8 protein-coding genes are annotated in these 13,235 nt (G+C 56.1%); 2 read left to right on the top strand and 6 right to left on the bottom strand.

The window, feature by feature from the left end:
• Positions 1-92 precede the first annotated feature (92 nt).
• Both E8K88_RS09750 and E8K88_RS09755 read right to left on the bottom strand, forming a co-directional pair.
• A complete protein-coding gene (locus E8K88_RS09750) occupies positions 93-2,405 on the bottom strand; it encodes a cyanophycin synthetase (protein WP_136406555.1) in 2,313 nt (770 codons plus the stop codon).
• A gap of 1,215 nt (positions 2,406-3,620) precedes the next feature.
• Entirely contained in the window at positions 3,621-4,622 is a 1,002-nt protein-coding gene (locus E8K88_RS09755; protein ID WP_136406481.1) for a porin, read from the bottom strand.
• A 546-nt stretch (positions 4,623-5,168) separates the two neighbouring features.
• Between E8K88_RS09755 and E8K88_RS09760 the strand changes: the two genes are divergently transcribed.
• Positions 5,169-6,893 carry a hypothetical protein gene (locus E8K88_RS09760; protein WP_136406482.1) on the top strand — a complete coding sequence of 575 codons (1,725 nt, stop codon included), beginning with the start codon at positions 5,169-5,171 and terminating at the stop codon, positions 6,891-6,893.
• A gap of 344 nt (positions 6,894-7,237) precedes the next feature.
• Here the strand turns inward: E8K88_RS09760 and ssuD are convergent, their stop codons facing one another.
• From ssuD to msuE, 4 genes are all read right to left on the bottom strand, one after another.
• Complete coding sequence (gene ssuD, locus E8K88_RS09765) at positions 7,238-8,437, bottom strand: FMNH2-dependent alkanesulfonate monooxygenase (RefSeq protein WP_136406483.1); 1,200 nt, start codon at positions 8,435-8,437, stop codon at positions 7,238-7,240.
• Between the two features lie 83 nt (positions 8,438-8,520).
• The gene (locus E8K88_RS09770; protein ID WP_136406484.1) at positions 8,521-9,777 is read right to left on the bottom strand and encodes a sigma 54-interacting transcriptional regulator; all 1,257 of its coding nucleotides are present in this window, start codon (positions 9,775-9,777) and stop codon (positions 8,521-8,523) included.
• Positions 9,778-9,812: 35 nt separating this feature from the next.
• Positions 9,813-11,102 carry an acyl-CoA dehydrogenase family protein gene (locus tag E8K88_RS09775; RefSeq protein ID WP_136406485.1) on the bottom strand — a complete coding sequence of 430 codons (1,290 nt, stop codon included), beginning with the start codon at positions 11,100-11,102 and terminating at the stop codon, positions 9,813-9,815.
• Positions 11,099-11,701 (bottom strand): FMN reductase, encoded by a 603-nt coding sequence (gene msuE, locus E8K88_RS09780; protein WP_136406486.1) that lies wholly within the window; start codon positions 11,699-11,701, stop codon positions 11,099-11,101. The genes E8K88_RS09775 and msuE overlap by 4 nt, the downstream gene beginning before the upstream one ends.
• A gap of 654 nt (positions 11,702-12,355) precedes the next feature.
• Between msuE and E8K88_RS09785 the strand changes: the two genes are divergently transcribed.
• Entirely contained in the window at positions 12,356-12,907 is a 552-nt protein-coding gene (locus E8K88_RS09785; protein ID WP_136406487.1) for a UDP-N-acetylglucosamine acyltransferase, read from the top strand.
• The last annotated feature ends 328 nt before the right edge of the window (positions 12,908-13,235 follow it).

A 13,235-nucleotide genomic window follows, 5' to 3' on the forward strand; every position in this document is an offset into this window, starting at 1 on the left:
AAACAACGATATTCACTGAGGGCGTGGGCCGGCAGCAATCGAAACACTGCGCCGCACCAGCACAGGCAAGCCAGAGTGCGCCATCAGCACACTTAACCCCATGATTTGGTTTGACTGGCCACACCAGGCAAACGTGGATCGAAGGTGCGAATACCAGCACCAATCAACTCAGGTGCAGTATCCATCGCCCACGCAATCGCCACACTGGCCAGCACTTGGGTTGGCTGCAGGCCCAAAGTGGCCGCATGCTGGCTCAGCGCCTGCCAGCCTTCGATATGGGCCACTTCCGAGTCACTCCACAATTCAATCGCATCGCCCTTGGGCAGCACCCAGCGCGCGTTCAGATCTTGCGCATCGCCCTTGCCTTGCTCGGTCTTCGCATGGGCCTGCTGGGCTTGGCAGCGCGCCAGGGCCTCTGCGTCGGTGGCGTAAAACACCACACTGCCGTCGCTCAAATGTGCCAAATCGGCTACCTGCGCATCATCGGCGTTGAGCACGGCCATACCACTAGCGAGCACCACGTCGACCTGGGTGCGCAGCACACGCGTCATTTGGTCCTTGTTCTGGATATCAAAATCAGCCAACTCTTCGTGCCCAGCCATATCAGCGACCACACCAATATGGCAACGGTCGTAGGACAAGCCTTCCTTCAAAATACTCAGCGGGCTGTTTTCAATCACCGCCACTTCGATTTGCTGATTCATCAGCAAACGGTTACCTGCCTCCCAATGGTCACTTTGGCGTCGATCGACGCAGCGCTTGTCCAAAAAGATGCCTTGGCGGCAGGCCACCCCGGTGCGTTTGCCAGACAGGTGCAGCAGCCACGCAACCAAACGTGCAATGCCCGTCGTGCCATGGCGGCCGGCAATGCCAATAATCGGAATACGGCCGCTGGCATCCACGCCCTCTTGCACAGCCGGACTTGGAAACAGGTACTCAACAATCGCTTGGCCCACGGGCTGCGGTGAGCCGACAGCGGGCTTGAGGTGCATCAACAAACCTGGCCCCGCATTGACCTCAATAATGGCACCGCCTTGCTGGGCCAATGGCTGCGTTATATCCTGGGCCATCACATCCACACCCGCAATGTCCAAGCCCACCACTTTGGCAGCCAAGGCTGCCGCTTCGGCTGTTTCAGGGTGCACATCGTCGGTGCAATCGACCACCAACGTGCTGCTGCGCTGAATCAAGACCAGCTTGCCACTGGCAGGCACACTCTCAGGACTTAAATCCTGAACTTTGAGTTCATGCAAGATATCGGCCTGCTGCACATTGACCTGCTGCAAACGGAAGGTGGTGCTGAGATCATCGGCGACGGGCTGACTCGCAGGCTGGCTGCCATCAGCGCTGACCAAGGCTTTTCTGCGTGGGTCGCTATTGAGTTGTTTGTCGACCAGTTGCGCGATGCTGGATTGGCCATCGCCAGTCACCTTCAGCGACTCGCTGCGCGCTGCGGCCACGACCTGGCCTCCAACGACCAGCAAGCGGTGCTCGTTGCCTGGGACCATGCGCTCCACCATCACTTCATAGCCATGGGGCTCGGCTGCGCTCCAGGCGGCCTCCACTTCGGCCTGGGTGGAGAGGTTCACAAACACACCACGATTGCGCGAGGCATCCGAGGGCTTGACGACCACCGGCAAACCAATGTCCTGCGCCGCCTCCCAAGCTTCAGCAGGACTCTCAGCCACTTGCCATTCCGGCACAGGCACGCCACAAATTTGAATCAGGGATTTGGTGATGTCTTTGTCATTGGCAATGCCTTCAGCGATCGCGCTGGTATTGGCCGTCTCCGTAGTCCAAATGCGTTTTTGGGCAGAGCCATACCCCAGTTGCACCAAGTTGCCATCATTGAGGCGAATGGCCGGAATACGGCGCTCAAATGCCGCATCAACAATCGCGGCCGTGCTGGGGCCCAAATAGCGCTCCTCAATGACTTCACGCACCGCAGCAACCGCTTTGGCCACCTCAAATGGCCGGTCATTGATCGCTGCCATGATGAGCCGATGGCCCTCGCGCAAAGCAGCACGTGCGACCTGCTCATCTTTGGCACGGAATACCATCCGGTAGATGCCAGTTTGTGAAGTGCTGCGAGTCTGGCCAAACGCGGTCGGCATGCCCGCCAGATTCAAGAGTTCAATGATGATGTGCTCCAGAATATGTCCGGACCAAGTGCCTTCATCGAGGCGCATGACGAAACCACCGCGCTCGCCGACACCACAATGGTGTTCCACCAAACCCGGCAGCCAGGCCTTCAGGCGCTGGGCAAAGCCAGCAATCTTGTTGGATGGATACGCTTCCAACTCGCCCAGATCCAGCCAGACCTCTAGCACTTCACGGTAAGTCCAAATACTGGGGCCACGCAGGTAGTTCACACGCAAAAGCGCTATATCCTTGAATGCGGTCATAGGAGAGATGGAGACTTTCTTGGAAGAAAAATTCAACGAATGGGCCTGAAATGGGCAATTATTGAGGAGTTCAAGCCAGTCTGAGATGAACTTAATGGGACTTGCGCCATTTTGGGACAAGAATTTGCACCAAAAACTGTAAGATTATTGACACTTTATAGGCTGCAGCGCAGATCCGGCAAATGCCAACACCAGGCTCAGATTTGCGCAGCATGGCCGCTAACACACATGACAGGCTTGTTTTATACATGACTGGCAATTGGCTTTCGGCGCAGATAGCTAGACAATGTGGTAGGTCAAACCCAAACCAAGCCAGTCAATCATGCCACTCGCTGCCGTTGAGCCCCATTGCCAGCGCAAGACCCGATCCCGGATGTAACGTCCTGTGTGGGCAAATCGTTGACTTGAAGCTGCAATTGCGCTGCGATCATGCCAAACAGGTGCTGTGCAATCATGCACTTTTAATGAGCCCAAAGACAGTGCAAGCCAGAGAGAGGCTCCAAAATTGCTAGAAGACGGTCACTCCCACCCCACAGACCAGCCTATCCAGGAACTGACAACCTGAATGCATGCACCACGCTCACTCGCGCTTCTATAGCCTCAGAGCCAGATCATCGTTTCCACGCGGTCGCGCAAGGCACGAACAAGCAGTGCAAGGCGCCTGCTGCAGCGCTAGCGCCCGTATGGCCACAACTGGCAGCCACTATGCGCTTTTGCAACTGGCCCTTTTGGTTAGAGCCCAGCAAGATCAGGCTGCTTTATTAAAAACTCTCGTCTGTCAGTTAGACCGACAGCCTTTTTGCTGCGCAACGTATTCTTGTGTGCTGCAGCGCAGTCTGCATGAGATGGTGAATCGTCGCTTTTACGGAGGCAGCGATGGGTTTCCTCGCATTCGGTGTCCCGCAACAGGACGTCCACAAGTAGCATTGGGTCAATCGGCTCTGCGGATGGGCCTGGTGGACATCGCATCGACATGCCTATTGCAGCACGCACCTTGTGCCCATTGGCGTGCAATATTGGCGTGCAATACCAGCCGTTGTGCCAACCATCGATTGACGGACAAAAAAGAGCCGCCCACCACGGCGGCTCAAATATCCTTGGAGTATCCGCTTCAATGCGGCTGTAATGTTTATTGAATACAGTCCCTGCTTGGCAATGAATCAAGCAAGGACAGTGCCAGCTCTACTGGCATGGAGTCGACTACAAAAGCCGTGCTTAGAACTTGTGCACGATGCCGATACCAAATGTGTTGTCTTTGGCAGTAGGCATGCGCACACCATCAACAGTCGTGCCGTTGAGCAACTGGGCTTTGTTGTTCAAGTTACCGTAAGCAGCGTACAAGCGCGTGCGTTTGGAGAATTGGTAGTTACCAAACACCTCATAAGAAGTGGCTTTTTTGTAGCTGGCGTTGGCGCTGTTGGTCAAACGAGCAGCTTGCACACCGACTGTGAATTGATCAAATGGGACGGCAACGCCCAAACCAAAGCCTTTACCACCGACTTTGGTCTCGCGCTGTGTGTACAAACCACTGACAACGGCGACTTTGAAATCGTACTTGGCACCCAGCGCATAGCCGGTGCGGTGGCCTTCTGCACTGCTGAGCTTGGACTGAATTGCAGCACCCAGAGTCAAACCGCCACCGGTGTAGCGACCAGCAACCTGGATGAAGTTTTTGTTCGGTGTGCCACCACGGTCGTCTTTGAAGACGTAAGCCACGCGGGCTTCGAAACCACCGAATTTAGGTGTGGCGTACTGGAACTGGCTATTTTGGCGTGAACCAGCGAAGCTGCCATTGGCGGCCAGGCCAACGTATTTCAAGGCAGAAGAGCCATCAGCGGTGTCGTTGAGGTCGAACGTGCCCATGATGCGGTTTTGAGGCGTTGTGGTGCGGCCCATCATCAGGCTACCAAAACCACCACTCAAACCCACCCATGCCTGGCGATTGAAGCCGCCATTGCCGCCGACCGCGCCGGAGCCCAGATCAATCGTGCCGGATTCAAAGTTGAAGTTGGCCTTCAAACCATTGCCCAGATCTTCGCTGCCACGCAGGCCCCAGCGCGATGTGCCTGCGTAGTTCGAAATGAAACCAGTTTTGTTCATGGTGTAACGCTGGCCAACGCCCGCATCCAGTTCACCATACAAGACGACATTGGACTGTGCAGATGCACCACCAACCAAAGCGCTGAGAGCTGCAGCAGCTACCAATAATTTCTTCATAGTCGAGACTCCAAACAGATTTTGACTGCGCCCCCGCCTTCAAACCGGGGGCTGCGTGGGTTGAGAAAAGCAAAAGGAACTCTCAAGGAGTCCCCACTGCCAAGCTGCGTCTGATCGCGCCAGCCCTATGCGGCCAGGGCACTACCAACTCGTGCAGTGATGCGCATTGGAGCGTTTACAAATGACAATTTGAAGACAATCTAAAGCCGCGTTGTTCAACAACAACGTCAAAAAACTATAAAAATCGTTTTATTTGAAATATTTTTTAGCAATAAGCCATCGCTGCGATGGGTCTTTTGGGCTTTAACCCGAAAGGTGAGGCTCAAAAATGCATTGCAGCGTTGCCGGCTGTACCGATACAGACGCAGGTACGGCAACAAGCGCCTTGCACAGCATCTTTTTTTGTGCCTTGCGTGACTGCGTGGAGCCGTTGAACGGCTCTTACATGAGAGGTTGACGTGACAGCATGCATTCAGATGCACTCTTGTCATTAATTGACGTTAATTTTCTTTCCATTCGCTTGTTATTGCGTCATTATGGAGGTCTATGAACTGTCATTTTCTGCACCATCTGCGGCAGGCAGCACAATGGCCTGTCCGTGTCGGTTTGAGCCTGCTCCTTGGGTGCGCACTCGGCTTTGCTGGGTTGGCGCAAGCCCAGGAGAGTGCTTTGCCAACGCCACAAAGCGGTATTTGGGTAGTCAAAAACCCCGCCAAAGCCCCCAATAGTCCTGGCAGAAGCCTGGCCATTGATGTCCAAGACAGCGTGTTGCTGGCCCAAATTGGCGACTACGATGCCACAGGCAAACCGATGTTTTCCGTGATTGCTGGCGCGCTCCAAGCCGATGCGACCGAGCCACAGACCGTCAGCGCCGTGCAAGCAACACTGCAGCAATACCATGGTGGTCGCAGCCTTGGCGGCCCTGCCCAGTCCGCCCATTTGGCAGGCAGCACTGGTGAAATCTCTCTGCGCTTTACCAGCTCATTCACCGGCACGGCACAATTTCCTGGCGAGCCGGCCTTGCCAATAGAGCGCCTTCAACTCGATACGCGCCGCGCCGCCAATCCCGATGTGCAGACGGTCGACGCCTTCACGGGCCAGCTCCACGCAGTTGATGGGCCGCAGAACCTGCTGCCAGACGCATCGTTTCTGCTGAATGTGACGCGCCAAGCACAAAGTGGCGAATTCGTACTCAAGCTCAATGTCTCACGCGAAGACATGCCTGAGCGCTTTGTCTGCGATGAGCCGCCCAGCACTGCAGCTGCGCCAGAGCAAGAACAGGAGCAAGAACCGCAGCCAGGCACCATTGAGCAATCACTGCGTTTGCAATGTGCAGGCGAATGGCTTGAAAAAGGCGTCGAAGCCAGCTTGTCGCTGGAAATTGTTGGCAACGAGGTCGTTGGCCAGCTGCAATACAGCCGCACCGATGCCCAAGGCCTGACCCAGCAAGCCCGCGCTCAACTGCGGGGGGTGCGCCATTTTTATGAGACCAATAATCTGCGCACAGGCGAGAGTCTGTACTACGCTTACTCCGCTACCGATGTGCAATATGTGGTGCCGCAAAGCGGTATCTGGGTCATTCCGGAAGAGCTCAATGGCGAGCCGGGCCGCGGCTTTGCCATTGATGTCGATGGCGATACGCTGGCTCTGCAAGTGTTCGGCTACGAACCATCAGGCGATGCCACCTTCCACATCGGCTCCAGCCCCTTCGTGCCAGGTCATATTAGCCAGATTGAATTGCGTCAGCCACTGGCCAGCACGCAGCAAAATCCGGGCAAAGCCAGTCTGTCGTTTGACTCCATGACAACAGGCACGATCGCGCTGCCCGGAGAACCAGCGCGGAAAATCGTGCGCTTTGCACTCAGCGGCCCGCCTGATGCCCGCGCACTCGCTGGTCTCTGGCGCTTTAACGTTCCTGGCAAAGCAGCCTTGAGCACGACATTATCAAATGTGCAAGGCAGCACCATCCGCTCTGATGATGGCTTATTCAACTGCTCTTTTGTCTCACTGGCCAGTACTCTGGGCCAAGGCAATACCCTGTGCAGCTACACCCCCCCAACAGAAGATGCTGACACCAGCAGCTACCAGTTCATATTCAAATGGGAGCGGGGCCTGTCCGATTTTTACGGCCAACTCCTCAATAACGAGACGGGTGTTACTGCCGGCACCGGCATCAGCCGCATTGCCTACCTTGGTCGCGATGCAGCCGCTGGCACCCTGTTCTCCGTTGGCAGCCAGTTGTATTTGCCATTGCGTTCAGCGCCCAAGTGAGGGCCATGCCTGCGATGGCGCAACGCACACCACGGCCACGCGAGCTGGCAGGGCGGTTAAGCAAGCCCTGTAAAAACCTGCATTGGGATGGATGCGTGCATTCGCGAGATGCGCGGCCCGGCGTATGCTGAAAGCCATTGCCATCGCGATAGAGACAAAAGACTTGCAAAGCAGATCGTTGAAGACCGCGCTCAGGCCACGATAGGGCATTGTGCAAATGCGTACTTATAGCTGGGCGTCGCACCCCGAAAATCATGCCAAAAGGCAGGTCTGCAGTGCCTATCAATCACGCACCGTTGGCTATCGCTGGCCATGCGCGTGCCTCTTGCACTACAGCGTCTTTGTTAGGGTGAAGGCAGAGCAACGCTTGCAGCGGATGCGCTGCCAGACTGCTGCTGCACGCCGCGCCCATCAAAAGCGCCACCAGTCTGTGCCCGGTCATTGACCGTCACCGCTTGTTTGCCGAGCAAGGGAAACACCAATTCGGCAAAGCGAATCGACTCTTCCAGATGCGGATAACCCGAAAGCACAAACGTATCTGCGCCAATGTCGACATACTCCTGCAAACGCTGAGCCACGGTTTGGGCATCTCCTACCAAGGCAGTGCCCGCGCCACCACGCACCAAGCCGACCCCAGCCCACAAATTGGGGGCGACTTCCAGCTTATTACGGTCACCACCGTGCAAGGCGGCCATGCGCGCCTGGCCGACCGAGTCCATCTTCGCGTAGTTCTGCATCGCCTTGGCAATGTCCTCGTCACTGAGCTTGCTGATCAACCGGTCCGCGTCGGCCCAGGCCTCTTCATTGGTTTCGCGCACAATCACATGCAGACGCACGCCCAGCTTGATCGTGCGGTCGTATTCGGCGGCCCGGCGGCGAATATCGGCGAATTTTTCTGCGACCGCCTCGGGTGGCTCGCCCCATGTCAAATACGCATCGACATGCTTGGCCGCCAAATCATGCGCAGCCGGCGACGACCCACCAAAATACAATGGCGGATACGGTGATTGCACAGGTGGAAAGAAGTTCTTGCCGCCTTTGACGGTGAAGTGCTCGCCGTCAAAATCCACGGTCTGGCCTTGTAGCACCTCGCGCCAAATGCGCAGGTATTCATCGGCGTATTTGTAGCGTGTGTCGTGGTCTAGAAAAATGCCTTCCGCGGCCAGCTCCGTGGCATCACCGCCTGGCACGACATTGAGCAGCAAACGCCCATTGAGCGCCTGATCCAAGGAGGCCGCCTGGCGCGCGCTGGCGACCGGCGAGCCCAGCGACGTGCGCAGCGCCACCAGCAGCTTGATACGGCTGGTCACCGGCACCAAACTCGACGCCACCACCCAAGGGTCCAAGCACGAACTACCAGTCGGAATCAGCAGGCCGTCGTAGCCCAAGCTCTCGCTGGTGGTCGCAATACTGCGCAAGTAAGCATTCGTTGGGGCGCGGCCAAAATCGGACCTGCCCAAATAGCGCGTGTCGCCAGAGGTCGGTAAAAACCAAAAAATCTCAGGATGTGTTTTATTCTCAATGGTGTGGGTGTTTTCAGTCATCGCACGGGTCTTTCTTTGTAAATTCACTCTGTAGCAGCCGATGCGGCCATGCGGATGAACCGCATACCAGGCATGTCTGTGGCTCAGCCAAGCGCTGTGCCTGCAGCACTGCTGCGCTCTGTGCTACCGGGCCGCATGATCAGCGGCGGATCTTCTTTGTCAGCCACCCCTTGCGTGCCGGACGATGGCAAGATTTCTCCTAAGCGCAGCAAACGTGCCCGCACCACACTGCGGCTTATGCCCAGTTGTTTGGCGGTGTGAACTTGGTTGTAGCGATTGCGCTGCCAGACCTTGAGCAGCAAGGCGTTGAGCACATGCTGCTCAAGGCCTGTGTCATGGATGTCGCACAAACTCTCTAGCGTTTCATCCAGGTCCACATCGGCCAAGGCCTTGGCCTGCTGGTGCTCTGCCGGCCAAGCCTCAGCCAACGGCGCCAGCTGGGCTGGGGCCTCGGTCAGGCTCAAGTCTTGCGCACCAATATGCAGGCCACGGCTGAGCAGCAAGCTGCGCTGGATCACGTTCTCCAGCTCCCTGCTATTGCCAGGCCAGTCATGGCCCAACAGCTTTTCTTTGGCTTGGACATTCAACTGCACTGGCGCGTAATGCATGCGCTGGCAACAGGTGTGAATAAAGTGTTCAGCCAAAGCAATGATGTCGGCTGGCCGCTGGCGCAATGGCAACACGGGCAGCCGCACCACCCCCAATAAATAGTACAGGTCTTCACGAAATTTGCGCGAAGCCACCGCTTGCTCCAGCGACTTGCTGGACGCGGCCACGACCCGCACATCCACCGCAATGCGCTGCTGGCTGCCCATGCGCGAGAGCGTGCGCTCTTGCAACACACGCACCAATTTGCTTTGCATGTGCAGTGGCAAATCTTCGACTTCATCGAGGAACAGCGTGCCCAAATGGGCCTCCTCTAAACGCCCCGGCAAATTGTCAAAAGCGCCAGAAAAAGCCCCTTGCACATGGCCAAACAATTCGGCCTGGATCATGCCTTCGGCCAAAGCACCGCAGTTGACTGAGACAAAAGGGCCATTGCGCCTGCCGCTCATACCATGCAAATAACGGGCGGCCATTTCTTTATCCGCTCCGGCATCGCCCAAAAACAGCACGCCAGCATCGCTGGATGCGACTTGCTCAAGCATTTGGCGCAATTGTTCTGAAGCGGGATCTTGCAGCACCCAAGCCGCATCGTTGCCCGGTGCTGGGCCTGCAGCCTGCGATGCAGGCCTAAACTCAGGAACATTGAATGTGTGGGCCTGCTCGCGTGCTGCTTCAGCATCACGCCCTTGGCTGCGCAATGAAGAATGCAGTGGCCAGGATGGAATAGAAGACATGGCGCGCCTGGATGGGGTTGCAAATGGCGGCCGGGTCACGAGTAAAAGCTCGGCTGCGGAAAATCGCCATTGAGCGCCCAATCGCCCAACTCTTGCAACTTGTAGTGCAAGGGGTCGTGCAGTGTTTGGGTGCGCAGATTGCGCCAGAACCGGTCAAAGCGCAGTGCCGCATGCGTGGCGCGTGCACCCGTGGCCTCAAACAAGCGGCTGGTCAAATCTAGGCCACTGCGGCTGGCTGCGACTTTGGCAGCAAACACGGCAACGGCCACCTCACCGCGCTGCGCAGGGGTGACTGCATCGCCCAGTTGCCAAGCGGCCTCAAAGCGCTCTGCAGCCTGCAAGCTCAGCAAACGCGTCGCTTCTAAGGCCGACCAAAACTCGCCAAACATGGCCAGCACATGCACGTCTTTGCTGGCGACTTCTGCGTCAGATTTGAACCAGGGTTTGGCCTCTTCGACCGTATACGCCTTGGCCTGCTCGAATGCACCCTGGGCCACGCCTAAAAACACATGGACGAAAATCAGCTGCGCCAGCAAAGGCCGCAGTGTTGAGCGTGGCGTAGACAAAGGGCCAGGATTGAGCAACAACTCGCCCAGCTCGACACGCACGCGCTCAAACAAGGCCGAGCCGCTATCGGTCTGGCGCTGGCCCATATTATTCCAGTCATGCAACAAGCGGATGCCGCTGCGCTCAGTCGGCACCACACCAATGAGCAGTTGGCCGTTATTGGCGTCAATCGCTGAGGCCACCAACATGTGTGAATCCAAAGCACCCGAGGTAAAACTTTTTTTACCAGAAAACTCCCAATAACCATCGTGCTGTGTTGCCAGCGTGCGCTTGTCCAAAGGATTGAGCGTATTGCCCCAAAACCAGCGGTGGCGGGCGGTTTTCTCCAGCCAGGGCTGCCATTGCGCAGGCGAGCCAAACAATTGCACAGTGGCCAAATGCAGGTGTTGAAAGCCAAACACATGTGCCAGCGAACTGTCAGCCGTGGCAATTTGGCGAACCACGTCCAAGGTTTGCACCCAGTTTGCGCCTAAGCCGCCATATTGTTGGGGAATCGACAGTGCCAACAAACCACTTTGGCGCAACGCCTGGCGCTCTGCCAAAGGCGTGCCGCCTGCCAGATCGCGAGCGGCTGCGCTTGTTGCAAACTGCTGACTCAAGCTGCGCGCCACCTCGGCAAAATCGCCTTCAGGAATGTGATAAGGCTCGGTATCTGCGGCATGCTTTGGCCCTAGGGTAGCGAGAGAAAGGGCTTGCTGCGCTTGGGCAGCGCTGCTGCCTGGCTGGTCAGGGCTTGCACTGGCAACCGGCTCGGTCATGCTGCTTTGACCTCTAACTGCACCACCTCTGCAGTATGGGCCGCAGACTCAGTTTTTTTGCGCAATGTCTGCAGCACGGGGACGGCCAATTGCACAGCCAGGTCGATACGTTGGCGCAAAGCCTCGCTGACCACTTGCCCATCTTGGATTTCTTCGGGAGTGCCATAAACACCAATGGGCAATGTCAGCGTCTGAAAGAAAGCAAACAAAGGACGCAACTGGTGGTCAATCACCAGTGAGTGGCGGGCACTGCCGCCAGTGGCGGCCAGCATAACGGGCTTGCCATCGAGTGCTTGTAGCTCAACCAAGTCGAATAAATGCTTGAACAATCCAGGCACGCTGCCGCGAAACACTGGTGCACCAACAACCAGGAACTCAGCCGATTCAATCGTCTCCAGCGCCAGCACAGATTTTGCTGACAAGTTGTTGCGGTAAAGCGTCGGGCCAATGTCCTCAATCAAGTCGACCAAATCAATGACCTCGACATCCAAAGCCAGCTCCTCAGCGAGTCGGTCCTGCAAAGCATCCAACAACGCGCGCGTGCGCGACGGCTTGCTGAGGCTGCCATTCACAATGGCGGTTTTAATAGTGCGGCTCATCGGCTAATCCTTTCATCTGAATGGCCACCAAATGCAGACCTGGCGCTTGGGAACTTCAAGCGCCATCACGTCAAAAGCAGGCAATCCGCTGTGAACCAGGGCATTTGGCAATGTCCGCATTACAAAGCCGAAGCCCGTACAGGTAAACAATATTTACGTCATGTGCTTATACGCAAAAGCCATTTCTACAAGCCATTGATTTACATAAACTTTTTCAAAAACTTCAGAATATGCAAATAGTTTTTATATAGAAAGCAGCGCATTTCTGCGACGAACACAACAGACCACTCAGCAAGGCATCAGCCAACTGGCCCAAACAATGGTCGAATGCTTTCGCGCCCCGGTGTTTCGGGCCGGGCATGATGGCCAGGCCGATAACATCTGCAACGCACAGATCCTCAGAGCCAGTTCATAAGCAAGCATAGATTGGCCACGATGCTGGCGTTTGTCTCTATATACTGGCAGCCAACACCTGATTACTGCCGATGGCAGTTTGAACAGGCTCCCAGAGCGCAGGACTTTTTGTCACGAGCAAGCACTTTGGTCTTCAAATACGCCTTGCTCGCCCATTTGACTCGCCCATTTGATTCTGCGCGCAGAGCCCCCTCTCCTATTTCCATTGACTGGTTCACCACTAGAAAGCAGGATGCAATAATGAAATTATGGAAGTTAGCTGCACTTTCGCTGGCCATTGGTTTGGCTGGCTGCCAATCCCCCTCAGCCTACGACTTTGCAGTCACCGATGTTCATACAAGCACGCAGAAAATAGATGCGCAACTGGGCACAGTCACTGTCACAATGGACAGCTCAGACAAGCGCGCAGACTTGCCCAAAAGATACCAAGGCGTGGACAGGTACTGGCAAGAATCGCTGCAGGAAGCACTCAAGCGCAGCGCTATTTTTAAAGCAACAGCAGGCCACACCGCCGATCTTCAAGTGACCATTCTTGCGGTTGAATTTCCCTCTTTAGCCGTCGACTTCAAAACCCAGACAATCGCCCGCTATGCGCTGGTTGACAAACGCAGCGGCGCCGTGCTCTTTAGCAAAGAGGTACAGGCCGAAGGCGAAGTGCCATCTGACTACGCATTTATTGGACGCACACGGGCCAGAGAATCGATCAACCGATCTGCGCAAAACAATATCAAGCAGTTCTTGCAGCAGCTAGAAGCCGTAGATATCCGTATGCCTGCAGCGCCCGCGAAATAAAGAAGTTGGTATTTGCCATCGCAGCGACCTGCCTGCATCAATGAGGCAGGCCACAGCCGAAGGCAACACCAGGCTTTTGCGCTGCCATGCGTAGTGCAGTGCCGAACGCGATTGACGTCAGGCACGAACAAATCCAACGTCAGACAGCCAAGCGTAACGCGGCTTTCCTCTGGAGATTCTGCAGTGCAGGACGGCAGTTTCAGAGTGCCGATGAGCCAATCACTTCGTCCCCCTCAGAGACTGGGCTTGGGGTAAAAAGCCAAGCTCAGCTTGGCACCATCCAGCTGTGTTAAATACATGCATCAGGCAATGAGGCGTTGAGTTGCTT

Origin of the sequence: Lampropedia aestuarii (assembly GCF_004803635.1) — a bacterium.
In the GTDB taxonomy this organism is placed as follows: Bacteria; Pseudomonadota; Gammaproteobacteria; order Burkholderiales; family Burkholderiaceae_C; genus Lampropedia; species Lampropedia aestuarii.

Coding starts and splice junctions, on each gene's coding strand:
- E8K88_RS09750 (WP_136406555.1), bottom strand. CDS start 2,405: ATGACCGCATTCAAGGATATAGCGCTTTTGCGTGTGAACTACCTGCGT.
- E8K88_RS09755 (WP_136406481.1), bottom strand. CDS start 4,622: ATGAAGAAATTATTGGTAGCTGCTGCAGCTCTCAGCGCTTTGGTTGGT.
- E8K88_RS09760 (WP_136406482.1), top strand. CDS start 5,169: ATGAACTGTCATTTTCTGCACCATCTGCGGCAGGCAGCACAATGGCCT.
- ssuD (WP_136406483.1), bottom strand. CDS start 8,437: ATGACTGAAAACACCCACACCATTGAGAATAAAACACATCCTGAGATT.
- E8K88_RS09770 (WP_136406484.1), bottom strand. CDS start 9,777: ATGTCTTCTATTCCATCCTGGCCACTGCATTCTTCATTGCGCAGCCAA.
- E8K88_RS09775 (WP_136406485.1), bottom strand. CDS start 11,102: ATGACCGAGCCGGTTGCCAGTGCAAGCCCTGACCAGCCAGGCAGCAGC.
- msuE (WP_136406486.1), bottom strand. CDS start 11,701: ATGAGCCGCACTATTAAAACCGCCATTGTGAATGGCAGCCTCAGCAAG.
- E8K88_RS09785 (WP_136406487.1), top strand. CDS start 12,356: ATGAAATTATGGAAGTTAGCTGCACTTTCGCTGGCCATTGGTTTGGCT.